We start from the raw sequence: 26,496 nt of genomic DNA, 5'->3' as shown, positions 1-26,496 counted from the left end.
ATCGCAATCACCTGGCGCAGGTGCCCTTGCAACATGAACGTGTCGGTAGGGAGTCGGAATCCCGGCCCGGCCCCAACCAAAGCTGTCCGCGACCGTAGACCGGGCCATGTCCCTCATCGGACGCTGGCACAGGCGAGCGCATGTAATCGACAAAGCCCGGCGGCAAAAGCTGAGCACCGTTCCACTCTCCGTTCATGCGCAGGAATTCGCCGAAGCGCGCCCAATCATGCGCATTGGCGAAGAGAAAGGCTTCGCCAAGGAATGTGCCTGAAGGGTCAGCCTCAAGAACAGCGCTGGTCATGCCCAAAGGCTTGAACAATCGCTCCTGCGGATACGCTCGCGCGTCGGCTCCAACCGCGTTCTGCCAGACCCGGGCCAACAGGACAGACGAACCCCCGGAATAGTTGAACTGCGTCCCAGGCGGGGCGACAAGCGGACGGTCCCGCGCGAAAGCCGCCGCATCATGTGCGAGATTTTCTAACCCGTCGGGGTCGGGAGAGTCACCGTCCTCGCTCCATTTCAATCCGCTTGTCATGGCCATCAAATCGGCCACCGAGATGTCCGCGCGCGCGTCGCCAGTCCACTGCGGAAACAGATTTTTTCGGTCCAGCGAAAGCTTTCCGTCCCTGATCGCCATGCCGGCCAAGGCGGCGTTCACGGTCTTCGTCATCGACCAGCCCTGGAGGGGCGTCGAAGCGTTGAAGCCTTCGCCGTAGGTTTCTCCGATGATGCGCCCGTCCTGGACCACGACGATCGCGCGCATGCCCGGCCCCTGGAGAGCCGGATCGTTCAGCGTCGCCAGTAAGTGTTTGTCGTCAGACAATTGAGCACTCTCGCCGACCGGCCAGAGCGCACTAGGCTTTCCGGGCAGTGAGGGCGGCTCGGCACGGTCGGGGACTTCGTCCTTAGACACCAGCGTACAACCACGTCCTTCCTCATATTGGGCGTAGCGTTTGGCGAACAGGCCTCGATATGCCGCCTCGACACGCTGGTTGGCGGTGTCGACGTTGATCTTCAGACGTTCGACAATGCGTGGATGTGTTAACGCGAGGTCGGTTTTGATCACCGCATCCGCATCACGTTCGGCAATGAACACATTCGAGCAAACCATTTTTGCCGCATAAGCCGAGGCGGACACTAGTCCATTGGGTGGGCTGAAGGTCAGCCAGCCAGCGAACCCTAAAATCCCAAGAAGCAAGATCGCGACAAGAAATCTGAACATTTTTAGAGCAAGACGCATGCGTCCCTTTAGGTAAATCCAATCAGGAGGCCGCACCTAGGCGAGCGCACAAGATATTGCGCGCAGATCCTGACATGCACCTGACATCCCGGTTTGCCGTGGTTGTTTGGTGGACCGAGGATGTTGGCAGTCTTACCGAGACGATGAGAGATGCAAATCGACGCGAGGTCTGCTCTGGGTCACAAACCGCCGATCACGCCCAAGGTTAGGAGGCTTCCGCTTTGCGCTGGCAAGCCAACGTTTATGAGTACACGTCCAAGCCTGCCCGCCTACCCTTGCGCATCGTCGCCAGCACGATGTCAGCTGCGAGCACGCTCGGCGATCTGTTGCCGGTCGACATGATCGCATCGAGCTGGGCGAATGCTTCCACCTGCTGCCGGCGCAGCGGTGAATCGGTCAGAAGCTCCGAGAGCGCGGCCGCCAGCTTCTCCGGCGTGCAGTCTTCCTGCAGGAACTCCGGGATGACATCCTTGCCGATCACGAGATTGGCGAGGATCACCGAGGAGACACGGATCGCGCGGCGCAGGATGAAGGCTTCGATCGCGCCGACGCGATAGGCCGTCACCATCGGAATGCCCGATAGCGCGAGCTCCAGCGTCACCGTGCCGGATTTTGCCAGTGCCGCGCGCGCGATGCGGAAGGCAGCGCGCTTCTCGTTCTCGCCGACCACGATTTGAGGCTTGACCGGCCAGTTCGCGATGCCTTCGCGGATGGTGGTTTCGAGATGCGGCATGGTCGGCAGCATCAGCTCGAACGCGCGGCCTTCAGTCTGCAATCGGCCGAGCGTCGCGCCGAACACGTCGAGATGGTGCCTGATCTCGCTGCGGCGGCTGCCGGGCAACACCAGCAAGACCGGCGGCTCGCCGTCGCGGCGCGCCTGCTCCTCCGCGTTCGGCCGCAGCGAGGGCAATTGCTCGATCAGGGGATGGCCGACATAGCTGCATGGCGGCCCGCCGAGCTTGCGGTATTCCTCCGGCTCGAATGGCAACAGGCCGAGCACATGGTCGACATAGCCGAGCATGGTCCGCGCCCGTCCCGGCCGCCAGGCCCAGAGCTGTGGCGAGACGTAGTCGACGATCGGGATCGCCGGATTGCGCGTCCGCACGCGGCGGGCGACACGGTGGGTGAAATCGGGGCTGTCGATGATGACGAGCGCGTCCGGCGCGGCTTCGGTCACGGCCTCCGCGGTCTCGCGGATCAGCCGCAGGATCTTCGGCAATTGCTGCACGACCGCGGCGAAGCCGACGATCGAGAGCTGCTCGATCGGAAACAGCGTCTCGAGCCCCTGGCGCGCCATGGTGTGGCCGCCGACGCCCACGAACTGCACGCCGTCGCCGAGGCGCTGGCGCAGCACCTTCATCAAGGCGCTGCCGAGCCGGTCGCCGGATTCCTCCGTGGCGATCAGGAAGATCTTGCGCTTGGGATCGCGACCCTGCATCACGCCGGCAGGCCGATGACGAAGAGATATTTTGCGTCGGCGAGTGCGATCATTGCCTGCGGCTCGGCGGCGATGGTGTTGCCGGCAACGACGGCGATCCCGGCCAGCCCTGCGGCGGCGACGCCCTCGAGGGTGCGCGGGCCGATCGTCGGCAGGTCGAAGCGCAGATCCTGCCCGCTCTTTGGGACCTTCACCAGCACGCCCCGCCCGGTGGCGGCGCGGATGCGGCCCTCTTCGCGCAGCCGTGCCACGCGCGCGAGCAGTGCATCGGTGCCCTCGATATCCTCGACCGCCACCACATGGCCGTCGATCACGACCGCGGCCTGGCCGATGTCGAACGGACCGAGGGCGGTCAGCACCGCGCGTCCGCGCTCGATGTCGGTCTTGCCGGTGTCGCTCGGCCAGGCGCGGCTGATGCAGCCCTCGGGCATCAGCAGATCGGGCGCGACATCCTTGATGCCGACCATCCGAAAGCCGCCCTGCTCGAGAATGCGCCCGACGCCGGACAACAAATGATCGTCGCCGCCGCGGAAGGCGCGGATGACATTGCCGAGCAGCCGAAGCGTCGTGAAGTCGACCCGGACCTCCGAGAGCGAAGGTCGCACCAGCGTGCCGATGAAAATCAGGTCGCGGCAGCCCTCCTCGCGAAACAGCCGCATGGCGCGGCCGAGCTGGCCGACCGAGATCCAGCGATGACGGAATTTCTCTACCCGCGCGAGATCGCAGGCTCCCCGAAGGGGAAACAACACCGGCGTGATGCCGCGGGCGGCGAGCGAGTCGGCAACCGCGAACGGCATCGCGCCGCCGCCAGCGACGACGCCGACCGGCGATGAAATTTCCGAAGCCGCCGATGTCATGCCCGGGGCCATTCCATCATCACTTCGCGATGGCGGGAAGACAGAGCGGGCGCTTGCCCTTGCCGATGAAGTCGAGGATTTCGCCGATCGCCGGATCTCCACCGGCGAGCGGCCGCGCCGCCTCCAGGCGTTCGGCAAAGGTAGCGGGGCCATGGAAGAGTTTCTGGTAGAACGCGCGCACGGTCACAAGCCGCTGCTTGGTGAACTTGCGCCGCTTCATGCCGATCAGGTTGAGGCCTTCGAGCACCGCATATTGGCCGTTGACCAGCCCATACGGGATGACGTCGTCGCGCACGCCGCAGACACCGCCAACCATCACATAGGGGCCGATGCGGGTGAACTGATGCACTGCGGACAGGCCGCCGATATAGACGGCGTCACCGATCTCGCAATGGCCGCCGAGCGTCGCCGAGGTTGCGAAGATCACGTTGTTGCCGACCATGCAGTCATGCCCGACATGACTGTTGTTCATGAAATAGCCGTCGTTGCCGACGCGCGTCAGGCCACCGCCCTTGATGGTGCCGACATTCATGGTCGCACCTTCGCGGATGGTGCAGCCCGAGCCGATCTCAAGCTTCGTGGGCTCGCCCTTGTAGCTGAGATCCTGGGGCGCCCCGCCCAGCACCGCGAACGGCGAGATCACGCAGCCATCTCCGATCGAGGTGTGGCCGATGGCGGTGACCTGTCCGATCAGCTTGCAGTTATTGCCGATCGCGACATGCGGGCCGATGATGCAGAAGGGGCCGATCTCGGTGCCCTCGCCGATCACGGCGCCGTCCGCGATCCGTGCGGTGGGGTCAATCTTACTCATCAAGCAATCTGACTCATCAAGAAGGTCTGATTAGGTGTTGAAGTCGCTCGGTTTTCCGCTGGTTAGCGCGACTATGCCCGATCTGTCCAGTGACGTATGATCTCTCCGTGTTTCAAGTGCCGGATGAGGCAGCCTTCCCGGGTCATCAACAAGTTCACGCGGAGCTTCAGGTATCGTGGTCAGGGCCCTGGCACTTCTCCTCGCACAGTTCGCCGCGGCGCCGATCGTCTCCGAGACGATCGAGACCGCCGAACACCGCCCCATCGACCTCGCGACGTTCGAGTGCCGCGACATCAGCCGCAGCACGGTGCTTCAGCGGGTCTGTTACGACCGTGCGCAGCAGGCCCTCGTCGTGGCCGTTGAAGGCGTTTATGACCGCTATTGCGGCGTACCGGTCGACACGGTCGAGCGCCTGCTGGGCGCACCGTCCATGGGACAGTTCTTCAACCAGAACATCAAGCGCGAGGTCAGCGGCGGCCGGTACGCGTGTCCTGCGCGCGAGCGCATCCAGAGAAGTTGATCCCGCTCAGTCGGTCAGCATGGCGCCGACGTCGGCCTCCGCAACCACCTGGCCGTTGACCTTGGCGTCGCCGTGAAACCACCACATGGCCTTGCGGCGGCCGATCGAGCGCATGTGGTATTCGATGGTATCGCCGGGCAGCACAGGCTTGCGGAACTTGCACTTGTCGATGGTGAGGAAATAGACCGCGCGCGGCTTCTCGGTGCCTTCGACCGACTTGATGCCGATCACACCCGCGGTCTGCGCCATCGCTTCGATCATCATGACGCCGGGATAGACCGGGCGATCGGGAAAGTGGCCCTGGAACGGCGGTTCGTTGAAGGTGACATTCTTGATGCCGATGCCGCTGTAATCGGTGCGGATGTTGATCACGCGATCGATCAGCAGCATCGGAAAACGGTGCGGGAGCGTTTGCAGGATCATGTTGATGTCCACAAGCTCGAACCTGACCGGTGCTTCGTCCGTCACTCCCGTTCCTCCTGCTTCGGATCGGCCTTGCTGTCGCGCGCCAAGCGCTCGACCGCCAAAATTTCCTTGAACCACTGCCTGGTCGGCTTGGCGAAAAAACCACCCCAACGTCCGTTGGGAGGAACGTCGTCCTTGACGCCGCTCATGGCAGTCACCTGAGCTCCATCCCCGATCTTGACGTGATTGTTGATGCCCACCTTCGCTCCCAGCGCCACGTTGTCGCCGAGGGTGAGGCTGCCGGCAAGGCCGATCTGGGCTGCCAGCAGGCAGTGCCGGCCAATGGTCACATTGTGGCCGATCTGGACCTGATTGTCGATTTTGGTCCCTTCCCCGATCACGGTGTCGCGCAAGGAGCCCCGATCGATGGTGGTGCCGGCGCCGACCTCCACGTTGTTCTGAATCAGCACGCGGCCGGTCTGGGGCACCTTCAGATGGCCCTCGGGGCCGAAGAAGATGAAGCCGTAGCCGTCCTGGCCGATCGAACAACCGGGGTGGATCAGCACGTCGTTGCCGATCAGCGCGCACTGGATGGCGGTGCGTGCGCCGACATTGCAGTCCCGGCCGATCTTGACGCCGGGGCCGATCACGGCCCCCACACCGATCACCGTGCCGCTGCCGATCTCCACGTCAGGGCCGATCACGGCCAAGGGATCGACGATCACGCCGTCCTCGAGCCTGGCGGTGGGGTCGATGATGGCCGACGGCGCGATGCCGTCGTTGCCGGTCCAGGATTGCGGCCGGAGCGCGTCGCCATGCCACTCCCGCGCGATCCTGACGAAGGCGCGGAACGGCTGTGGCGCCCGCAGCACGGCGACATGCGCGGGCACCCGCGCCTCGAAGCGTGGGCTCACCAGGCAAGCACCGGCCTTGGTCGCCTTGAGCTCATCGGCATATTTGAGATTGTCGAAGAACGTCAGGTGCATCGGGCCGGCTTCGTCGAGCGAAGCAAGACCCCTGATGATTTGGCCGCCCCTGGCGGGATCGACCAACTCCGCCTTGGTCAGCGTGGCGATGTCAGCCAGCGCTGAGGCGGGCGGCTGTGTGAAGAAGGTCGGCTGCGCCATTCCACCCCGTCGCGGTCCGGCTTCGGCATGAAGCGGCCAAGCCGCATCATGCCTCATCTCCTGGATTGGCACGATCCCTTTCGGAAACCGGCTCCGGTGGTCCGGATCGTGCCGTGCTGTTCGAATTAGAACGAGGTGCCGCCGCCGAACCGGAACTCCTGCGTACGGTCGTTCTTGCCCTTGGTCAGCGGCACGGCGTAGTCGAAGCGCAGCGGACCGAACGGCGAGGCCCAGATCAAGCCGACGCCGACCGACGACCGGACCGCATTGCCATTGTCATACACCAGGCCGGTGCAGGTTCCAGCCGAAGCGGGATTGACGGTCGACGGCGTGCAGCTCGAATTCTTGGTCGTGGTCAGTTCGTTGGTCACCGACCACGTCGTCGGTCCCTGATAGTCGAACAGTCCGCCGGCGTCGGCGTAGACGGCGCCCTTCAGACCCACTTCCTTCGGCAGGAACCAGAACGGCATCTGCAATTCGAGCGAAGCACCCCAATACTTGGTGCCGCCAAGCGCGTCCTGCGTACCGAAGGGGTTCAAATCGCGCGGTCCGATGCCGTTCGGGGCAAAGCCGCGGACGAGGTTCGGGCCCATCTGGAAATGATCGAGCATGCGCAGATCGCTGCCCATCTTGTTCAGCATGCCGCCCTGGAGGCGAACGAGACCGACGATATCGGAGACCAGCGGAGTGTAGTACTTCGCGTCAACCACAGTCTTCAGATAGGAGACGTCGCCGCCGACGCCGGCGAAGTCCTGCCGGAAATCGACCAGCAGACCGTCGGTGGGGTTCTTGTTGTTGTCGAGCGTGTTGTAGGTCAGCGTGTAGCCGAGCGCCGAGGTCAGGGTCTTGCCGTTGGCAAGCTCCTTGCGGACCGGCAGCGAGGCCTCGCCGTCGCTGTAGCAGCCGAGGCCGTTGGTCGAGGGAGCCAGAGGAATACCACTCGCCGCGGAGAAAGCCGGGCTTGGATTGAATGCCGGATTCGGAGTGACACCGTCGGCAAGGAACTGGTTGTTGTTACAGTTCGCGAGGTACGACGGCAGCGTGATTTCCTGCCGGTAGATCGAGTAGCGCACCTGCAGCGACAGATCTTCACGCAGGGAGAAACCGAGGCGCGGCGAGAAGCCGAGCGTCTTGGTGCCGTAGGAGATGTAGCTGTTGGACCTCTGCTCACGCTGATAGAGGTCGAGACCCAGCGCGACCCGGTAGTCGAGCAGATAGGGTTCGACGAACGACAGCGAGTAGCCGCGGGCATACTGGCCGTAGGTCACCGCCGCCTTGGCGAACAGGCCGCGGCCGAGCAAATTGCGTTCGGAAACCGAGACTTCGGCCAGCGCGCCGTCGGTGGTGGAATAACCACCCGAGACCGAGAAGTCGCCGGTCGATTTCTCTTCCATGTCCACGAGCAGGATCACGCGGTCGCTCGACGAGCCGGGCTCCGTCGTGATCTTCACGCTCTTGAAATAGTCGAGGTTCTTCAAGCGGCGCTCGGCACGGTCGACCAGCGCGCGGTTGTAGGCATCGCCCTCGGAGACGTCGAACTCGCGACGAATCACGTAGTCGCGCGTGCGGGTGTTGCCGCGAAGGTTGATGCGCTCGATATAGGTGCGCGGACCCTCGTCGATGTTGAACACGACCGACACGGTGTGCGCCTCGAAATTGCGGTCGCCGCCGGGACGGACCACGGCGAAGGCGTAACCGCGACGCGAGGCCTCGATCTGCATCTCCTCGACCGACTTCTCGACCGACTCGACGTTGTAGAGCGAGCCGACATTGACGCGCGAATAGTTGCGCATCGAGGTGGGATCGAAGTTCGGAATGCTGGAGCGGAAGTCGATCGAGCCGACCCGGTATTGCGAGCCCTCCTCGATCTTGAAGGTAACGTTGAAGCCCTTCTTTTCCGGATCGTATTCGGTGAGCGCGGCGACGACCTGGACGTCGGCGAAACCGTTCTTGAGATAGAAGCGGCGGATCAGGTCGCGGTCGGCCTCGACCCGATCGGGATCGTAGATGTCGCTGCTGGCGAGGAAGCTCAGCAGGTTCGATTCGTGCGTCTTGATGACGTCGCGCAGGCGGTACGACGAGTACGCGTTGTTGCCGACGAACTCGATCGACTTGACGCCGGTCTTGGCGCCCTCCTCGACCGTGAAGACGAGATCGACGCGGTTGTTCGGCTGCTCGATGATTTCAGGCGTGACGCGAACGTCGTAACGGCCGGAGCGGCGATAGATTTCTGCGATTCGCAGGGTGTCGGACTGCACCATGGCGCGGGAGAAGGTGCCGCGCGCCTTGGACTGGACTTCACCGGTGAGCTGCTCGTCCTTGATCTTCTTGTTGCCCTCGAAGGCAATGCGGCCGATCACCGGGTTTTCCACCACGGAGACGACGATCTGGCCACCGGCCCCGCGGTTGATCCTGACGTCCTGGAACAGGCCGGTCTCGATCAACGCCTTGAGGCCGTCGTCGATGGCACCCTGATCCAGGCGACCGCCGGGACCCGGCTTGAAGTAGGAGCGGATCGTCTCCACCTCGACCCGGCGATTTCCTTCGACGGAAATCGACTGCACGGTCTGAGCAAGCGCAGACGAAGACACAAAGGCAGCCCCAACCGGGGCAAGCACCGGCGCGCCGAACATGATCAGGGTTGCGAGCAAGCCCCCCGGAGTCGCAGTCCAAACTTCATTGCGCAACGCGCCCTTATCATTCCGTACCAGACCCAACCCCAACGCCGGTCTGGAGATTCCCCAAGTTCAAGCCGCTTGTAGACAATTTCACCGACGCCGCAAACGGTCGAGCGCGCCGTAATTTCATTTTCATTCCAAGACGTTGCCCAAGAGCAACGCCCGGGCAACGCCACAAAAAAGCCCCTATCAGGATGCGGCCATTCGCAGGATGTCGTTATAGGTCGCAAACACCATCAACATCAGCACCAAGCCAAGCCCGATTCGGAACCCCATCTCCTGGGTCCGCTCGGACAGGGGCCGACCACGGGCGACCTCCGCCGCATAGAACATAAGGTGACCGCCATCGAGCAGTGGGATCGGGAACAGATTCAGCAGGCCGATCGACACCGACAGCACCGCGCAGAGGTTGATCACGAACTGGAACCCGGCGCTGGCCGCCTGCCCTGACATCTTGGCAATGCCGAGCACGCCGCTGACCTCGTTCGGATTGCCGTTCCCGACGAACAACGAGCCCAGGAACTTGAAGGTGCTGGTGATGATGAACCAGACCTGCTCCACCCCGATCTTGAGCGCTTCGCCGACGCCGACCGGCGACGTCGAGGCCTCCCCGGCCTGAGACTTGTGTTCGACGCCGAGCACGCCGAGACGGTGGCTGTTGCCGAAGGGATCCTTGCGCTCGAGCAGCGCCGGCGTCGCGGTCAGCGACACGATGGAACCGTCGCGCTTGACCTGGAAGACAAGCGGCGAACCAGCATTCATCGCAACCATGCGCTGCATGTCGGCAAAGCTTTCGATCGGCTTGCCGTCGATCTGGACGACGACGTCGCCGATCTTGAAGCCGGCTGCCGCCGCAGCGCCATCGGCGACGACACCGTCGACGCGCGCAATCGTGCTCGGCTTGCCGTAATACAGCGCCATGCCGGCGAAGATCAGCGCGCCCAGGATGAAATTGGCGATCGGTCCGGCGGCAACGATGGCGGCGCGCGGGCCGACCTTCTTGTGATGGAAGCTGCCGGCGCGCTCCTCGGCCGTCATGGCCGCAAGCTTCTCGGACGACGGCGTCGAAGCCTCGCTCTCGTCGCCGAAGAACTTGACGTAGCCGCCGAGCGGGATCGCCGAGATCTTCCAGCGCGTGCCATGGCGGTCGTTGAAGCCGACCAGCTCAGGTCCGAAACCGAGCGAAAAAGTTAACACGCGAACGCCCGCCCAGCGCGCGACCAGGAAATGGCCGAGCTCATGGAAGAACACGACGATGGTCAGGACGAACAGGAAGGGAACCGCGTAGCCGAGGAGCCCATGGCTCAACGTATTGAAACTATGGACGAAAAAGTCGATCATCGAATTCCCTCATCCAGTGCCGCAAGGCGCTGGCCCCGAACCATCTAGGATGCCTTTAAGGCAATTTGAGGCAATAGGGCGGCAGCCCTATTTCGCGCAACATGGTCAACAGCGATTGCATCGTCCGCTGACGTCAGCGGCGCCTGGTTCCCGCTGCGGATCCAGTCATCCAGCGTCTCCTCCACCAGCCTGGCAATCGCCCCGAACCGGATCTTGCCGGCGATGAAGGCGGCGACCGCGACCTCGTTGGCGGCGTTGTAGACCGTGGTCGCCCCCTTCCCGGTCCGGAGAGAATCGAAGGCCAGGCGCAGCCCGGGGAAGCGCTCGAAATCTGGCGCCTCGAAGGTCAACTGGCCGATCTTGGCCAGATCGAGCTTGGCGGCCGGACCCTTGATACGGTCGGGCCAGCCGAGGCAATGCGCGATCGGCGTGCGCATGTCGGGTGAGCCGAGCTGGGCCACGACCGAGCAATCGGAGAACTCAACCATGCCGTGGATGATCGACTGCGGATGAACGAGGACGTCGATCTCGTCGGGCGAGAGCGCGAACAGATAGGAGGCCTCGATCACCTCGAGCCCCTTGTTCATCATCGAGGCGGAATCGATCGTGATCTTCTGGCCCATGCTCCAGTTCGGATGCTTCAGGGCTTGCGCGAGTGTCGCCTGCTCGATGTCGGCAGGCTTCCAGGTGCGGAAGGGGCCGCCGGAGGCCGTGATGATGACACGGACGAGCTCGTCGCGATTGCCCGAGGCGAGCGCCTGGAACAGCGCATTGTGCTCGGAATCCGCAGGCAGGATGCAGGCGCCCGCTTTGGCCGCGCGCTGCATGAAGAAATCACCAGCGCAGACGAGACATTCCTTGTTGGCGAGCGCGACATGCGCGCCGCGATCGACCGCCGCCAGTGCCGGCTTCAGCCCGGCCGCGCCACTCACGGCGGCCATCACCCAATCGGCCGGACGCGCGCCGGCCTCAATCACCGCGCTTTCACCGGCGCCGCATTCGGTGCCGGTGCCCGCGAGCGCAGCCCTGAGTTCGGCAAACTTGGAGGTGTCGGCGATCGCAACGAAGCGCGCGGAAAACTCCTTCGCGAGCTTTGCCAGCGCCTCGACATTGCTGTTCGCCGTTAGCGCCTCGACACGGTAGCGCTCGGGAGAGGCGCGCAGCAGATCCATCGTGCTGTCGCCGATCGAGCCGGTGGCGCCGAGAACCGTGACGCTGCGGACGCTCGATGCCGCAGCCTTGTTGTTACGCAATGGAACCGCGCTCATATCTTCACCAAACCATAAGACCGCTTCCGGCGCTATGCACACCATGGCGGAGGAAGCCGATAATCCATGCCACCAGGATGGCGGCGACAAAACCGTCCAGACGGTCCAATAGCCCGCCGTGGCCAGGAATTAAGTGACTGGAATCCTTCACGTCGAAGCGCCGCTTGACCGCGGATTCGAACAGATCGCCGCAGGCCGACACGATTGAGAGGACCGCGCTGACGAGCAGCAATGGAACTATCTTTCCAACCCCGCAAGCGGCAAAGGCGACCGCGACCAAAAAGGCTCGCGGCAAAGCCGCCGAGCGCCCCTGACCAGGTCTTCTTCGGGCTCACGCGCGGCCACAGCTTCGGTCCGCCGATGCCGCGGCCGGCGAAATAGCCGCCGATATCGGTCGCCCACACCACGAGCAGCACGAACATCAGCGCGGCGAAGCCGTTCACGAAATCCTTCCGCAGCAGGATCGAGGCGAGTAGCGCCGCCGACGCATAGGCAAATCCGGAGGCCGCCCAGACGAACTTGCCCCGCGCGATCACCGTCACGACCGCCCCGCCAATCAGGCCGGTGATGATTGCGGTCTTCAGCGCGCCGAAGGCAACGCACAAGCCCATCGTGGCGATGACGATCGTCCCCGCCCCGGTCAGCGCGGTCGAGCCTGCGCCAACCACCATCAGCCATTCCGCGAACAGTCCGATCGACACCAGGGTGACGAGAAGCGCCCACAGCCAGCCGCCGGCATAAGCGAGCGCAATGGCGAGCGGCGCCAGCACCAGCGCCGCGAGGATCTGCATCACGAGATTGCTCGGGGCAGGCTGAGAGCCGGCCGGTGCGGAGTTGGGCTCGCTCACGAGGCGGTTTTCGCGACCAGGCCGCCGAAACGGCGCTCGCGCCTGGCGAATTCGGCGATTGCGCCTTCCAGCGCCGCCTTGTCGAAATCGGGCCAGTGAATCGGCACGAAGACAAGCTCGCTATAGGCGGCCTGCCACATCAGGAAGTTGGACAGGCGCTGCTCGCCACTGGTGCGGATGATGAGATCGGGATCGGGAATGTCGGGCGCGTCGAGATGCGCCCCCAGTGTCTCGGCATCGATCGTGTCAGGATTGCGCCGGCCCTCGGCGACTTCGCGCGCGAGCTTCTGCGCCGCCTTCGCGATCTCCTGCCGGGAGCCGTAATTGAATGCGACGACGAGCGTGAGGCGCGTGTTATCGCGCGTCAGTTCCTCCGCCTCATTGAGAAGTGCGCAGATGTCGCCCTCCAGCCCATCCCGCTCGCCGATGATGCGTACCTTGACGCCGTCGCGATGCAAGCTCGCCAGATCGTTGCGGATGAAGCGGCGCAACAGGCCGAACAGATCGCCGATCTCGCTCGCCGGACGCGACCAGTTTTCCGAGCTGAAGGAGAAGATGGTGAGATAGCGGATGCCAAGTTCATGCGACGCCCGAACCACGCGACGCAGGGCCTCCACGCCGCGGCGATGGCCCTCCGCCCGTGGCAAGCCGCGCGCGGCCGCCCAACGTCCGTTGCCATCCATGATGATGGCGACATGCGCAGGCGCATCGGACCGTTCTGGTCCTTCCGTTGCGGGCGCGGCGGCGTTGGACATGAGGTGCCTTAAAGCATGATCCGGACCCGAAGGGCCGCGTTAGCGCAAAGTGCGAAGCGGTTTTCCGTAAATCATGCGCGAACAATAACCTAGAGCGCGATCCATCGTGCTTTAGACGGTGAGGATTTCTTTTTCCTTGGCGGCCAGCAACTGGTCGATCTCGGAGATCGTGCCGTCGGTCGCCTTCTGCACCTCGTCGGCGTGGCGCTTCTGATCGTCCTCGGACATCTCGTGATTCTTCTCGAGCTTCTTGAGAACGTCGAGACCGTCGCGGCGGACGTGGCGCGCAGCGACCTTGGCGGCTTCCGCGTATTTGTGCGCGACCTTGACGAGCTCCTTGCGACGCTCCTCATTGAGTTCGGGGATGCGCAGGCGCAGAACCTGGCCTTCAGTCGCCGGCGACAGGCCGAGATTGGAATCGACGATCGCCTTCTCCACCGCCTTGACCATCGACTTGTCCCAGACCTGCACCGAAATCAGGCGCGGCTCCGGCACGCTGACGGTGGCGAGCTGGTTCAGCGGCATGTGGCTGCCATAGGCGTCGACCTGCACCGGATCGAGCATCGAGGCGGAGGCGCGACCGGTGCGCAGGCCGCCAAGCTCGTGCTTGAGCGACTGGATCGCGCCCTGCATGCGGCGCTTGACTTCGTTGAGATCGAAATTGTCCGTGGCCATCACGTTTCTCCTTCAAAATCCCGGCGACCTCTCCGCACCCCTTCTCTGAGGGTGCAACGACAAGCCGTCAGCCGGCGACAATGGTTCCGTGGCCGCCGCCACGCAGTACAGCACCGATCGAGCCCGGCTCCGCGATCGAGAACACGATGATAGGCAGCGACGTCTCGCGGGCAAGCGCGAAGGCGGTCGCATCCATCACCTTGTAGCCGCCCTCGATCGCCTGCGAATGCGTCAGACGGTCGAATCGCGTCGCCGTCGGGTCTTTCTTCGGGTCGGCCGAGTAGACACCGTCGACATTGGTCGCCTTCAGAACCGCCTGGGCGCCGATCTCGGCTGCGCGCAGCACCGCGGTCGTGTCCGTGGTGAAGAACGGATTACCGGTTCCGCCGCCGAGCAGCACGATCCGGCCCTCGGCGAGGTATTTATGTGCCGCGGTGCGGGTGAACAGCTCGGAAATCTCGGGCATGACGAAGGCCGACAGCGTGCGCGCAGGCGTGCCCTTGCGCTCGATCGTGGCCTCGAGCGCGAGGCAGTTCATCATCGTCGCGAGCATGCCCATGGTATCACCGGTCGGGCGCGACACGCCGCGCGAGGAGACCTCGACGCCGCGAAAGAGATTGCCCCCGCCGATGACGACGGCGACTTCGGTGCCGAGGTGGCGAGCGGCGATCAGATCGTCGGCGACCCGGTCGATGGTCGGTTGATCGATGCCAAAACCCTGCGGTCCCGCGAGATATTCGCCGGACAGCTTGATCACGACGCGACGATAGACCGGATCAGTCATGAGCACTTTCCTTGTCCGGGCGCCGCTTCCGGCGGCACGCCGGAAGGAACGTTCCGGCGCTTACTTCTTGCCGCTGGCCGCCGCGACCTCGGCCGCGAAGTCGCTTTCCTGCTTCTCGATTCCCTCACCGAGAGCATAGCGCACAAAGCCCGCGATTTTCACCGCGCCGCCGACCTTGCCTTCGGCTTCCTTCACCGCCTGCGCCACCGACTTCCCGGTGTCGTGGATGAAGGCCTGCTCGAGCAGGCAAACTTCCTTGTAATAGGTCTTCAGGCCGGACTCGACGATCTTCTCGATCACGTTCTCGGGCTTGCCCTGCTGGCGATATTTGTCGGCGAGCACGTCCTTCTCGCGCTTGACGACCGCCGGATCGAGACCGGACGGATCCAGCGCCAGCGGGTTGGCGGCCGCGACATGCATCGCGATCTGGCGGCCAAGCGTTGCGAGCTCGTCGGCCTTGCCGGGGGATTCCAGTGCCACGATCACGCCCATCTTGCCGGCGCCCTCGACCACCGCGCCATGGACGTAGCTCGACACCACGCCCTGGCTGACCTCGAGCGAAGCTGCGCGGCGCAGCGTCATGTTCTCGCCGATGGTGGCGATTGCGTCATTGATCGCAGTTTCGATCGTGACGTCGCCGACCTTGGCGGCCTTGATCTTGTCGACATCGGCGCCGGTGTTGAATGCGACCTGGGCGATCATCTTGACGAGGCCCTGGAACTGGCCGTTGCGCGCGACGAAGTCAGTCTCGGAATTGACTTCGACCACGACGCCCTTGTTGCCCTTGGTGAGCGCGCCGATCAGACCCTCGGCGGCGACGCGGCCCGACTTCTTGGCGGCCTTCGACAGGCCCTTCTTGCGCAGCCAATCCTGCGCCGCTTCCATGTTGCCGTCGTTTTCGGTCAGCGCGGCCTTGCAGTCCATCATGCCTGCGCCGGTCGACTCGCGCAGGTCCTTGACCATCGCAGCTGTGATCGTTGCCATCGTTCAAAATCCTTTTTGCCTGCCGGTTTGCCGCGGCGCGGCCAGATCGCCTCGCCGCGGTCCATCTCAGGAATTCGCGTCAACTGAAATGGTGGCCGGAGCTTGTCCGGCCAACCCATCGCTCTTTTTGACTATTCCGCTTCCGCGGTCAGCGCCTTGGCCTTGGCCACCCAGGCGTCCGCGCGGCTCGGCAGGCCGACTTCTTCGCCGATCTTGTGCGCGGTATCGTGATCGAGCTCAGCCAGCTGCCAGAAGTGGAAGATGCCGAGATCGTTGAACTTCTTCTCGATCGCGCCCGACACGCCCGGGAGCTTCTTGAGGTCGTCGGACGTCCCGCGCGGGCCGGCAAGGCCTTGGAAGCCGCTCGTGGCGGGCAGCTCTTCTGCGACCGGCCGAACCGAAGCACCGACGTCGATTCCGGAATCGCCCTGCGCGCGTGAAATGCCGTCAATCGCTGCGCGCGCGATCAGATCGCAATAGAGCGCAATCGCGCGGCCGGCGTCGTCATTTCCCGGCACCACATAAGTGATGCCCTTCGGATCCGAATTGGTGTCGACGATCGCCGCGACCGGAATGTTGAGCCGCTGGGCTTCCTGGATCGCGATGTCTTCCTTGTTGGTGTCGATCACGAAGATCAGGTCGGGCAGACCGCCCATGTCCTTGATGCCGCCGAGCGAGCGGTCGAGCTTGTCGCGCTCGCGCTGAAGGGTCAGGCGCTCCTTCTTGGTGTAGGAGGAGGCATCGCCGCCGGCGAGCACGTCGTCGAGATGACGCAGGCGCTTGATCGAGCCCGAGATCGTCTTCCAGTTGGTCAGCGTGCCGCCGAGCCAGCGCGAATTGACGAAGTACTGAGCGCAGCGCTTGGCCGCGTCGGCAACGCCGTCCTGCGCCTGGCGCTTGGTGCCGACGAACAGGATGCGGCCGCCCTTGGCGACGGTGTCGCTGACCGCCTGCAAGGCGTTGTGCAGCAACGGCACGGTCTGCGCGAGGTCGACGATGTGGATGTTGTTGCGGGCGCCGAAAATGAACGGCGCCATTTTCGGATTCCAGCGGTGAGACTGGTGACCAAAGTGCACGCCGGCTTCGAGGAGCTGACGCATAGTGAAATCGGGTAGTGCCATCGTTCTAATTCTCCGGTTGGTTCCTCCGGAAGCGTGTGAGCAGGACAGAGCGTTGTCGCCCCGGCTGCCACCGGACGGCCTTGTGAGCCATGCTTCCGTGTGAGATGGCGCGGTGTATAGCGCGATTTCGGCCAGAAGCAAGGAAATAAGGGCCTTTCGGGGCGGCTTTCGCCCGCAAGAGGCCCCCTTCCGTAAAGATCGCTCCGGCCTAGCCCCTGCCTAGCATCTGGGCTGGTTCGGCGGGCACTTCTTTGCCGCCGGCGGCGGAGCCGGAGGACGCGGTGGAGGTGCTGCCGGGCGCGGCGGCGGCGGTGGCGCGACGGCCATCCGGGGCGGCGGAGGTGGCGCCGGCCGGGCGACCGGCGGCGGCGGCGCGGGCCGCGCCATTGGCGGCGGCGCCGGTCGAGCAACCGCCACGGGTGGAGCCGCCCGTGGCGGTGGCGGCGGCGCAACACGCGGCGGAGGCGGAGGCGCCGGCCGCGCCACGGCCTGAGACCGCGGTGGTGGCGCCGACGGCCGGGCAGCCTGGGCGGGAGCTGCGGTCGGCTGATGCTGCGGCCTGATCGGCTCCCGCGCCGCCGAGGGCGGCGGCGTGACCGGTCGTCCAACTGCGCCAGGAGGCGTGCGGGCAGCAGGCGGCGAACCAGCCGGCTCGCGGGTCGCGGACTTGCCATGGTCCCCAGGCCCGGTCCCGGTCCCGGGCGGGGCCTGGGCCACCGGCGGCTTCGGCGGTTGGCCGGGCACAGCGGCCGGGTTTGTCGCCGTGGGCGCAGTCGCCGGCGCGGCGGCGGTCGGCGCACCGGGATGACCCGGCGGCGTGGTGCCGGGAGCAGCAGTCGTCGGCGCTCCCGCAGGCCCTCCCGGATGGGTCGGCGGCGGTGTGCCGGGAGCAGTGGCCGTGGGCAGCCCGGGTCTGCCGCCCGGCAGTGGCCCGGCTCCCGCTGGCGGTACAGGTGGACCGCCATGGGTGCCGGGAACCGGCAGGGTGTTGGCTTGGGGCAGCTTGGCCGGTGGCGTGGCAAGCGGACTGGCAGGTGGAGTCGTAGGTGGCGTACCGGTCGGTGCGGCATTGGCCGGCCTGGCCGGAGGCATTCCTGGCCTCGCCGTCGGCTGCATCGTCGCGCTCGGCGGCATCGGCGCCTTGCCCTGCTGAATCAGGGCGGCGCGCTGCACGACCGCCTGCGGCATGGCGGGACCAGCCGGATTGGTGCGCCCGGCAATGGCTGGCGCGAGATTGCCCGCTCCGGCACCCGCACCCGCCGGCGGTGCCGGCGGCTGGTTGATCACCGTGTTGATGACCGTCCTGTTATGGATGTTCTGATAGATGATGTTGTTCGGGGGCGGTGCGACATAGACCGGCGGCCTGACGAACACAGGAATTGGCACGAACATCGGCTGCGGCAGCACGAACAGGCCGACCACCGGCATCGGCGGCGACAGCACGACGAAATCCGGCGGCGGCGGTGGCAGATAATAGACCGGCGGCGGCGGTGGCGGCGCAAAGCCAAAATCCGGATCGCTGAAATACAGCACGGGACGCTCGACATAGACCACCTCCTCCGGCGGCGGTGGCGGCACGTCGTAGTCGATCATCGCGAAGCTCGGCGGCGGCTCGGCCGGCGCGGTGAGAATCGCCAAGCGCCGGCGCGCATCCGCCGCATGCGGACCGCGCGGATAGCGACGCAGATACGACCAATAGGCCTCCGGCGTGTCGGTCCGATAGGTCCGCCGCCAGGTGATGGCCTCGCGGCGCGCCGCGACGATCACCATCACGCGCTTCGACAGCGGGTCGCCGGGATAGGCGGAGAGAAACTCTTCGTAGGCCGGCAGCGTGTCGCGCGTGAGCGCGGCGGCATAGGCATCCTGCACGCCGAGATCGCGGATCGGCTTGTTGCGCATCGCGGCGACTTGGTCGGGTGCGGCCTCAGGCGGCGGCGCGTCAGGTCCGCGCTCGAAGAACGAGAATTGCGCCGATATCTTCTGCTCGTTCCAGGGCACTTGCGCGCCCTTGCTGGCCTCGTTGACGCGCAGGCGAACGCGGTCGAACACCTCAGGCAGCGGTAGGCCGCCGGTGCGGATCATCTCCGCCAGCGACTGCGCATAGATGCCGTAAGGTCCAGGCTCCTCGGGCGCCACCGTGCCGGGCGCGGCGTTGAACGCGACCAGCATGTTGGCGTCGGGCTCGACCAGCGCAAGTCCGCTCGCGATCTGCTGGCCGCCCTCCACGAAGGGCTGCGCCCGCGCAGCGTCGAGCACGACGATGTTGGCCTTGAGCGGAACGGAGGCGAGCTGGCGGAGATAGTCGCCGATGCGCAGGCCTTCGGTCGGAATGTCGGTGTCGCGGGTGATGTTGGAATCGACCGGGATGAAGTAGTTCTCACCGGCAAGTTGCACGCCATAGCCGGCGAGGTAGACCATCGCGACGGTGCCCGGTCCGGAGGCCTGCGCCTTCTGGATGAAATCGCGAAAGCTCTTGCGCAGCGTGTCGCCGTCGAGATCGCGGGCGCCGACGACGTCGAAGCCCGCCGCCTGCAGCGTCTGCGCGATCAGGCCGGCATCGTTTGCCGTCGTCGCCAGCGGCGACTTGGCATAGGCGCCGTTGCCGACCACGAGCGCCATACGCTTTTCCTGCTGCTGTGCACGCGCCGGATCCGGCGCGCCCGCGGCAAGGACCGCGATTGGCAGGAGAAGGCAAATGAAGGCTCGGAGCGTCCCACGCATGACTTGCTTGCCCGTTTTTGTTGTTGAGATGCCGCCACGCATCAGACGCGTGGCGAGCTGAATGACACTTGAACGAAAGGCTTCCAAATAACGAAGGCTTGGATTGAGGCGGCGGCATGGCGCCCGGCACCAACGCCAGGGCGCCTGCGTCAGCCTCGCGACAACGAACCGGCGCGAGCCGGTTCGTCTCGTCAGACCTGCGCGATCAGGTCGACCGTTCCCGTCGTGAGCCGATAGATGCCGCCGACGACCTTCAGCTTGCCCTGCTCCACGGCCGCATTGAGGATCGGCGCTGCCGACTTCAGCTTCGCGACGTTGTCGATGACGTTCTGCCGGATCGCCTTGTCGAGGACGTCCCCACCCTGCTGCATCGCAGCCTTCGCTGCAGGCGTGATCGCATCGACCAGCGATGGAATATGGCCCGGCGGCGGCTTGTTGTCCTTGATCGCCTTCAGCGTCGCATCGACCGCGCCGCAAGCGTCATGGCCGAGCACGAGGATCAGCGGCGCATTCAGCACGGCCACCGCGTATTCCATGCTGGCGATGGTTTCGGTGCCGGCAAAATTTCCGGCGACGCGGCAAACGAACAGATCGCCGCGGCCAGTGTCGAAGGCATATTCCGGCGCGATGCGCGAGATCGGCACAGCTCAGTACGGCCGCGAACGGATTCTGTCCGCCGACCAACGCCTCGCGCTCGTGCTTGAAATCGTGCCGCCGCGACACGCCGTCGACATAGCGGGCATTGCCTTCCGTCAGGCGCTTCAATGATGCGTCGGGCGACAGCACGTTCTGCGGCTTGGGCGGCGCCTTGGTCTCTTTGGCGAAGGCTCTGCCGGTCAGGGCGAGGCCGAGCGCCGAGGCACCCAACAACATCGCGGATCGTCGCGACGGCGCGATCCTCTCATGTGGGGATTCATTGCACTTGTCGCACATGTCACGTTCCCTCCCGGCGCGATGGACGAACGGCCTCACGGCGATCATAGCCGCAACGCTGTGACGACACCACAAATGACGGTGCGGGCGGAGCTCGAATTTCGCGCGGAGGCTATTCTGCCAACCGAAGCTCTGCGATCGTCGTCCTGGCGGCCGATTCATCCAAGGGCAGGAAATCCAGCGGCCCCTGATTTTTATAGCCGGACGTCATCGCAAGGGTGAGACCCCAGCCCAGCACCCCCGTGCTCGCATTCGCGATCATGGCGCTCTTGCGCTGACTGAAGCGCGCTACGAAGAACACGGTCTGGCCGGACTGAGCCGAAAAGTCCACGCGCGTGACGCCGAGCGCCGCCTCCTCTGCTACGAACTGGTGCTGGCCTGCCGGGCGATCGACATAGACATATGTCCCGGTCTTCAGGCCCTTGATCGGCGTACCGTCGAGGGAAAATTCCCAGTCCGGATCGCCGATGCCGCCGAAGCCCTTCTCGCGAAACACGACGACACGGGCCTGCCCGGCTTTCGGCGGACCCAGCTTTCGTACCGTCTCCGAATATCCGAGCCCGCTCCTCGCCGTCTCACAGCCGCACAGCAGTGCCGCAGCCACGAGCAATACCAGCCCACGCAATAGCATCACGCCCTCAGATTTTCCCCGAGTGCATGCTAACCGAAAACAGCGAAAGGTTGCAACAGGGCCGCCGCATGTCCCGCGCAAGACATGCAGCCGCCTGCAACACCGTGCGCGTTGCTAGAGCTGCTGCACGTCCACCACACCGGCGACCGCCTTGATGGCGCCGGCGATCTGCGGCGAGACCTTGAAGCGGCCGGGCAGCTTCATCTCGACCTCGGTTTCGAGGTCGAGCATCATGACCAGCGAGACCTCGCCGTCGCCGTTGGAGCGGGGCGCGATGCCCGGACTGCCGACCTTCGGCGCGGCGCCGTTCGCCATGTCGGGGCCGGCGAGACGCTTGGCGATCGATTCCAGCGGCTTGGTGTCGCGCACGAAGATGCGCAGGCCCTTCTGCGTCTTGGCCGCGGCCTCGTCCAGCGGCTCGGCGTGCAGCACGCGCGCGCGGACGTCCTCGCCCTGGAGCTCGGCGCCGAGCTGGAGCAGCACCGCGGCGCCCGGTTCCAGGACGTCGCGATATTGCGCGAGGCCTTCGGAGAACAGCACCGCCTCAAAGTGACCCGTGGGATCAGAGAGCCCCATGATGCCCATCTTGTTGCCGGTCTTGGTCCGCCGCTCCATGCGCGACACCACGGTGGCCGCGACCTTGCCGGCGGTGGCGCCGGTCTTCACCGCGCGGGAGAACTCGGCCCAGGACTGCACGCGCAGCCGCTTCAGCACGGTGGCGTAATCGTCGAGCGGATGTCCCGACAGGAAGAAGCCGATCGCGTCATATTCGCGGCGCAGCCGCTCGGCCGGCAACCAGGGCTCGATCTGCGGCAGCATGATGGTCGGCGCGTCGGCCGAGCTGCCGAACATGTCGTTCTGGCCGATGGTTGCAGCTTCGTTCGCCCGCTGGCATGCGGCGAGAATCGAGTCGGCGCCGGCGAAGACCCGCGCCCTGTTCGGCTCCAGCGTGTCGAAGGCGCCCGCGGCGGCGAGGCTTTCGATGATGCGCTTGTTGATCGCGCGCGGCGACACCCGCGCGGCAAAGTCGGCGAGCGAGGTGAACAAGCCGTTTTTGGTCCGCTCCGCGATGATCTGCTCGACGGCCGCAATACCGACGCCCTTCAGCGCCGCGAGCGCGTAGTAGATGGTCTTGTCGCCGACTTCGAAAGTCGCGCCGGAACGGTTGACATTGGGCGGCTCGACCTTGATGCCGAGGCGCTGCGCCTCGGCGCGGAATTCGGACAGCTTGTCGGTATTGTTGAGATCAAGCGTCATCGACGCGGCGATGAACTCCACCGGGTAATGCGCCTTCATGTAGGCGGTGTGGTAGGACACCAGCGCATAGGCCGCCGCGTGGCTCTTGTTGAAGCCGTAGTCGGCGAATTTCGCCAGCAGCTCGAAGATGGTATCGGCCTGCCCCTTCGGCACGCCGTTCTTCACTGCGCCTGCGACGAAGATCTCGCGCTGCTTCTCCATCTCGGCGCGGATCTTCTTGCCCATGGCGCGGCGCAGCAGGTCGGCGTCGCCAAGCGAATAGCCCGACATCACCTGCGCGATCTGCATCACCTGTTCCTGGTAGATGATGACGCCGAAGGTCTCCTTGAGAATCGGCTCCAGCACGGGGTGGAGATATTCCGGCTCCTCGTCGCCGTGCTTGCGCGCGCAATAGGTCGGGATGTTCGCCATCGGACCCGGTCGATAGAGCGCGACCAGCGCGATGATGTCCTCGAAACGGTCGGGGCGCATGTCGACCAGCGCGCGCCGCATGCCCTGGCTTTCAACCTGGAACACGCCGACCACCTCGCCGCGCGCCAGCATCTGGTAGCTTTCGGCATCGTCGATCGGCAGCGTCGCGAGATCGACGTGGATGTTGCGCGGCTTGAGCAGTTTGCACGCGACGTCGAGTACGGTCAGCGTTTTCAGGCCGAGGAAGTCGAACTTCACGAGGCCCGCGGGCTCGACCCATTTCATGTTGAACTGGGTCACCGGCATGTCGGATTTGGGATCGCGATACATCGGCACGAGTTCGCTCAGCGGCCGATCGCCGATCACGATGCCGGCCGCATGCGTCGAGGCGTGACGGGTCAGGCCTTCGAGGCGCTGCGCGATGTCGAAGGCGCGCGCCACCACCGGATCCTCGTCGCGGAACGCCTGGAGTTTTGGCTCGCTCTCGATCGCGGCGGCCAGCGTCACCGGCGCGGCCGGATTCTGCGGCACGAGTTTTGTGAGCTTGTCCACCTGGCCATAGGGCATCTGCAGCACGCGGCCGACGTCGCGCAGCACGCCGCGCGCCTGCAGCGTCCCGAAGGTGATGATCTGCGCGACCTGGTCGCGACCGTAGCGCTCCTGGACGTACCTGATCACCTCGCCGCGGCGATCCTGGCAGAAGTCGATGTCGAAGTCCGGCATCGAGACGCGTTCCGGATTGAGGAAGCGCTCGAACAGCAGGCCGAACTTGATCGGGTCGAGGTCGGTGATGGTCAGCGCCCACGCCACCAGCGAGCCTGCGCCGGAGCCGCGGCCCGGCCCGACCGGGATGCCCTGGCCCTTTGCCCATTTGATGAAGTCGGAGACGATCAGAAAGTAGCCCGCGTATTTCATGCGCATGATGACGTCGAGCTCGAACGCAAGCCGCGCGTTGTAATCTTCTTCCGTCGTGCCTTGCGAGAGGCCGTGCACGCGCAGGCGGTTGGCGAGCCCCTCCTCCGCCTGCCGCTTCAATTCGGCCGCCTCGACTGCGGCGGCATCGAGCTTGCGGCAGCGCCGACCGTGAAGAACGGCAGGATCGGCTTGCGCGTCATCGGCCGGAACGAGCAGCGCTCGGCGATCTCCACCGTCGAGGCCAGCGCCTCCGGAATGTCGGCGAACAGCACCGCCATCTCGGCGCGGGTCTTGAAGCGGTGATCGGGCGTGAGCTGCTCGCGCTCGGTCTCCGCGATCAGCCGCCCGCCGGCGATGCAGAGCAGCGCGTCATGGGCTTCATAATCGTCGGTCGTGGCGAAATACGGCTCGTTGGTCGCAACCAGCGGCAGGCCCTTGGTGTAGGCGATGTCAATCAGGCTGCTTTCGACCCGCCGCTCCTTCTCGATGTTGTGGCGCTGCAATTCGATGTAGAGACGGTCTCCGAACAGGCTGGCCAGACGCTCGCAGCGCGCCGCCGCGAGCTCGGTATAACCGCCGGCAAGCGCCAGCGAGATCGGTCCGTCCGGACCGCCCGTCAGCGCGATCAGACCTTCGGTCTCGCCTTCGAGCCAGTCGAACTTGATGTGGGGAGCATGAGTGTCGGGCGTCTCCAGGAACGCGCGCGAGTTCAGCCGCATCAGGCTGCGATAGCCGCGCTCCTGCGCGGCCAGCAGCACCACGCGCGAGGGCAGCAGCACGTTGCGCGCATTGGGATCCTGGTCGCCGAACTCGATCGCGATCTCGCAGCCCACGATCGGCTGGATACCGGAGCCCGCCATCTTGTCGGAGAACTCCAGCGCACCGAACATGTTGTCGGTGTCGGTCAACGCCAGCGCCGGCTGATGGTCTTTCTTCGCTAGCTCGGCGAGCTTGGCGATCTTGATCGAGCCCTTGAGCAGCGAATAGGCCGAGTGAACGTGAAGGTGGACAAATCCGGCGCTCGGCATGGTCGCGTGACGGCCTCTTGCAGATGAGATGGAGCGGTCACCGGCACCGGAGGCATCCTGCACCCGCCCGGCCGACTCGCCTCAGAATGGTGGGGCGTCATGGTGCCAGAGTCCACGCCGGAGCGGCCGATCGGCCGCGTCGTCCTGCTTTTCCCCAACCTAGGCCCGCGCCTAGAGCTGCGGGAGCACCTGGGCCCAGATCGCAATCATCCCGACAAACAGCGCGATCGACGCCAACGCGGCGGCCTCTTCAACGAAAATCCTGAACATGGCTTACTCCATGGTGAGAACGTATGAAGAACATTGTTCTCATTTCGTTCTCAGGAGTCAAGCCATCTCGACCATCTCCAAACAGAATGGTTAACCCGCTGAATTTAAGCAACAAAAAAGCCCCGGCCGATGGCCGGGGCTTTCGCCAACCGCTCGAAGTCGAGCGATCGATAGCAGTCTTTTACTCAGTAACGGCCGAGGCTCGGGCCGCCGAACTTGTAGTTCAAGCGAACGAGGCCCATGTCGACGTCCTGGCGGATGCGATCGGTGCCAACCAGGCCTGCGAACGTGACGTTCTTGTCCTGCAGGAAGATGTGGTTGTACTCGACGCCAACCGACCAGTTCGGGGCGAAACCGTACTCGAGGCCGGCACCGATCGTGCCACCCCAACGGGTCTGATCGTTCGAGGACAGCAGCGCCCCGCCAAGGGTCGAGACTTCATACTTGCTGCCGGCGACAGCCGCACCGCCCTTGGCGTAAAGGAGGACGTTGTTCCAGGCGTAGCCGATCTGACCGGTGATCAGACCGAACGAGTCGATCTTGGAGCGGTTGCGCGTCGCGAACAGCGCGCTGACGTTGTCGCCCGAGAAGTCAGCCCAGTTGCCCTGACCTTCGATACCGAACACCCACTGGCCCGACTGCATGCGGTAGCCGATCTGGCCGCCGACCGTGCCGCCGGTCGCATCGTGCGAACCCTCGCGGCCACCGCCGACGAGATCCCAAGTCGAATGGGCGGAACCGCCGCCGCCGTTGACGCCGATGTAGAAGCCGCTCCAGTCGTAGATCGCGGCGACCATCGCCGGCGCCTTGGTGTAAGGCCGCGCAGCGAGGTCAGCAGCCACCGCCGGTGCGGTCGCGCCGAGCGCGACAAGGCTCACAGCAGCAAGCAACAGATTCTTGTTCATTTGATTCCCGTTCCAGTTTCGTCGTTAGGCCCCCGGGCCGTAGCGTCGTCATAGCAGCGCTCGACAGAATTGCTGTAACCTCGACGCCACAGTTCGCGCCAAAGGATCGCGCTTCATTAATGAAGATTTACCAGCGCGCGCGGGAAACCCTTTGAAACAAGAGTTTTCATGAGTTCCATTGTCGACTACACGACATACGCAGCATGCGCGCGTAACAACGTCGCGCGCACGTTCGCGTGATTGGAGAATCGAATGCGCAGACGAATTGCTCTCCCCATTGTCGCCACATTTTCGCTCGCCCTCGCCACATTTGGTTTCACGCTTAGCGCAAGCGTGCCTGCGCGCGCGTTCGGGACCCACCATGCCTTCTGCCTCACCGGCGATGAATGGCCGGGGCTGAGCAATTGCACGTTCGACACTTACGCGCAGTGCCAGGCGAGTTCGTCGGGCCGCGCGCTCACCTGCATCGCGAACCCGTATTTCGCAGGCCAGAGCGACGATCCCTACGCGTATCAGAACAGGCCGCGCGCGCAGGTGCCGGGTTATTCGCCCGGTTACTATTTGCCGCGCTGA

18 protein-coding genes and 4 pseudogenes are annotated in these 26,496 nt (G+C 64.8%); 2 read left to right on the top strand and 20 right to left on the bottom strand.

Annotation, left to right across the window (positions count from 1 at the left end):
• Positions 1 to 7: 7 nt before the first annotated feature.
• The 4 genes from AB3L03_RS36285 to lpxA all read right to left on the bottom strand — a co-directional run bounded on the left by AB3L03_RS36285 (position 8) and on the right by lpxA (position 4,346).
• Positions 8 to 1,240: a serine hydrolase domain-containing protein gene (locus tag AB3L03_RS36285; protein WP_368507987.1), complete on the bottom strand. Its 1,233-nt coding sequence runs from the start codon at positions 1,238 to 1,240 to the stop codon at positions 8 to 10.
• Positions 1,241 to 1,481: 241 nt separating this feature from the next.
• Positions 1,482 to 2,681 (bottom strand): lipid-A-disaccharide synthase, encoded by a 1,200-nt coding sequence (gene lpxB / locus AB3L03_RS36280; RefSeq protein WP_204511317.1) that lies wholly within the window; start codon positions 2,679 to 2,681, stop codon positions 1,482 to 1,484.
• Complete coding sequence (locus AB3L03_RS36275; RefSeq protein ID WP_368507986.1) at positions 2,678 to 3,535, bottom strand: LpxI family protein; 858 nt, start codon at positions 3,533 to 3,535, stop codon at positions 2,678 to 2,680. Before AB3L03_RS36275 ends, lpxB begins: the two co-directional genes overlap by 4 nt.
• A 19-nt stretch (positions 3,536 to 3,554) precedes the next feature.
• Positions 3,555 to 4,346 (bottom strand): acyl-ACP--UDP-N-acetylglucosamine O-acyltransferase, encoded by a 792-nt coding sequence (lpxA, locus tag AB3L03_RS36270; RefSeq protein WP_085353276.1) that lies wholly within the window; start codon positions 4,344 to 4,346, stop codon positions 3,555 to 3,557.
• 175 nt (positions 4,347 to 4,521) lie between these two features.
• Here lpxA and AB3L03_RS36265 point away from each other — a divergent pair, with 175 nt between their 5' ends.
• Positions 4,522 to 4,866, top strand: coding sequence for a KTSC domain-containing protein (locus AB3L03_RS36265; protein WP_085353277.1), 345 nt, complete (start codon positions 4,522 to 4,524; stop codon positions 4,864 to 4,866).
• 6 nt (positions 4,867 to 4,872) lie between these two features.
• Here the strand turns inward: AB3L03_RS36265 and fabZ are convergent, their stop codons facing one another.
• From fabZ to AB3L03_RS36185, 16 genes and pseudogenes are all read right to left on the bottom strand, one after another.
• A complete protein-coding gene (fabZ, locus tag AB3L03_RS36260) occupies positions 4,873 to 5,334 on the bottom strand; it encodes a 3-hydroxyacyl-ACP dehydratase FabZ (RefSeq protein WP_007610868.1) in 462 nt (153 codons plus the stop codon).
• Complete coding sequence (gene lpxD, locus AB3L03_RS36255; RefSeq protein ID WP_085353279.1) at positions 5,331 to 6,398, bottom strand: UDP-3-O-(3-hydroxymyristoyl)glucosamine N-acyltransferase; 1,068 nt, start codon at positions 6,396 to 6,398, stop codon at positions 5,331 to 5,333. The genes fabZ and lpxD overlap by 4 nt, the downstream gene beginning before the upstream one ends.
• 125 nt (positions 6,399 to 6,523) lie before the next feature.
• A pseudogene (gene bamA, locus AB3L03_RS36250) lies at positions 6,524 to 9,078 on the bottom strand (outer membrane protein assembly factor BamA).
• Positions 9,079 to 9,265: 187 nt separating this feature from the next.
• Entirely contained in the window at positions 9,266 to 10,417 is a 1,152-nt protein-coding gene (gene rseP, locus AB3L03_RS36245; RefSeq protein WP_368507985.1) for an RIP metalloprotease RseP, read from the bottom strand.
• A gap of 44 nt (positions 10,418 to 10,461) precedes the next feature.
• Positions 10,462 to 11,685, bottom strand: coding sequence for a 1-deoxy-D-xylulose-5-phosphate reductoisomerase (gene dxr, locus AB3L03_RS36240; RefSeq protein ID WP_368507984.1), 1,224 nt, complete (start codon positions 11,683 to 11,685; stop codon positions 10,462 to 10,464).
• Between the two features lie 4 nt (positions 11,686 to 11,689).
• Positions 11,690 to 12,533 (bottom strand): annotated as a pseudogene (locus tag AB3L03_RS36235) (phosphatidate cytidylyltransferase).
• Positions 12,530 to 13,288, bottom strand: a complete 759-nt coding sequence (locus AB3L03_RS36230) for an isoprenyl transferase (protein ID WP_085353284.1) — start codon at positions 13,286 to 13,288, stop codon at positions 12,530 to 12,532. Before AB3L03_RS36230 ends, AB3L03_RS36235 begins: the two are co-directional and overlap by 4 nt.
• A 111-nt stretch (positions 13,289 to 13,399) precedes the next feature.
• On the bottom strand, positions 13,400 to 13,963 hold the full coding sequence (gene frr, locus AB3L03_RS36225; RefSeq protein ID WP_007603628.1) for a ribosome recycling factor: 564 nt from the start codon (positions 13,961 to 13,963) through the stop codon (positions 13,400 to 13,402).
• 67 nt (positions 13,964 to 14,030) lie between these two features.
• Entirely contained in the window at positions 14,031 to 14,747 is a 717-nt protein-coding gene (pyrH, locus tag AB3L03_RS36220; protein ID WP_018455040.1) for a UMP kinase, read from the bottom strand.
• 60 nt (positions 14,748 to 14,807) lie between these two features.
• A complete protein-coding gene (tsf, locus tag AB3L03_RS36215; RefSeq protein ID WP_018455041.1) occupies positions 14,808 to 15,731 on the bottom strand; it encodes a translation elongation factor Ts in 924 nt (307 codons plus the stop codon).
• A 131-nt stretch (positions 15,732 to 15,862) separates the two neighbouring features.
• Positions 15,863 to 16,852 (bottom strand): 30S ribosomal protein S2, encoded by a 990-nt coding sequence (locus AB3L03_RS36210; RefSeq protein WP_007603625.1) that lies wholly within the window; start codon positions 16,850 to 16,852, stop codon positions 15,863 to 15,865.
• A 219-nt stretch (positions 16,853 to 17,071) separates the two neighbouring features.
• Positions 17,072 to 19,573: a caspase domain-containing protein gene (locus tag AB3L03_RS36205; protein ID WP_204511322.1), complete on the bottom strand. Its 2,502-nt coding sequence runs from the start codon at positions 19,571 to 19,573 to the stop codon at positions 17,072 to 17,074.
• A 191-nt stretch (positions 19,574 to 19,764) separates the two neighbouring features.
• Positions 19,765 to 20,506 (bottom strand): annotated as a pseudogene (locus tag AB3L03_RS36200) (carbonic anhydrase).
• Between the two features lie 112 nt (positions 20,507 to 20,618).
• Positions 20,619 to 21,137: a hypothetical protein gene (locus tag AB3L03_RS36195; RefSeq protein ID WP_026232865.1), complete on the bottom strand. Its 519-nt coding sequence runs from the start codon at positions 21,135 to 21,137 to the stop codon at positions 20,619 to 20,621.
• 114 nt (positions 21,138 to 21,251) lie between these two features.
• Positions 21,252 to 24,748, bottom strand: a pseudogene (gene dnaE / locus AB3L03_RS36190) (DNA polymerase III subunit alpha).
• A gap of 455 nt (positions 24,749 to 25,203) precedes the next feature.
• Positions 25,204 to 25,923 (bottom strand): outer membrane protein, encoded by a 720-nt coding sequence (locus tag AB3L03_RS36185; protein WP_085394829.1) that lies wholly within the window; start codon positions 25,921 to 25,923, stop codon positions 25,204 to 25,206.
• Positions 25,924 to 26,175: 252 nt separating this feature from the next.
• Between AB3L03_RS36185 and AB3L03_RS36180 the strand changes: the two genes are divergently transcribed.
• Entirely contained in the window at positions 26,176 to 26,496 is a 321-nt protein-coding gene (locus AB3L03_RS36180) for a DUF3551 domain-containing protein (RefSeq protein ID WP_018455047.1), read from the top strand.

Source organism: Bradyrhizobium lupini, from assembly GCF_040939785.1.
GTDB lineage: Bacteria > Pseudomonadota > Alphaproteobacteria > Rhizobiales > Xanthobacteraceae > Bradyrhizobium > Bradyrhizobium canariense_D.
This window is presented reverse-complemented; position numbering and strand designations above follow the sequence as displayed.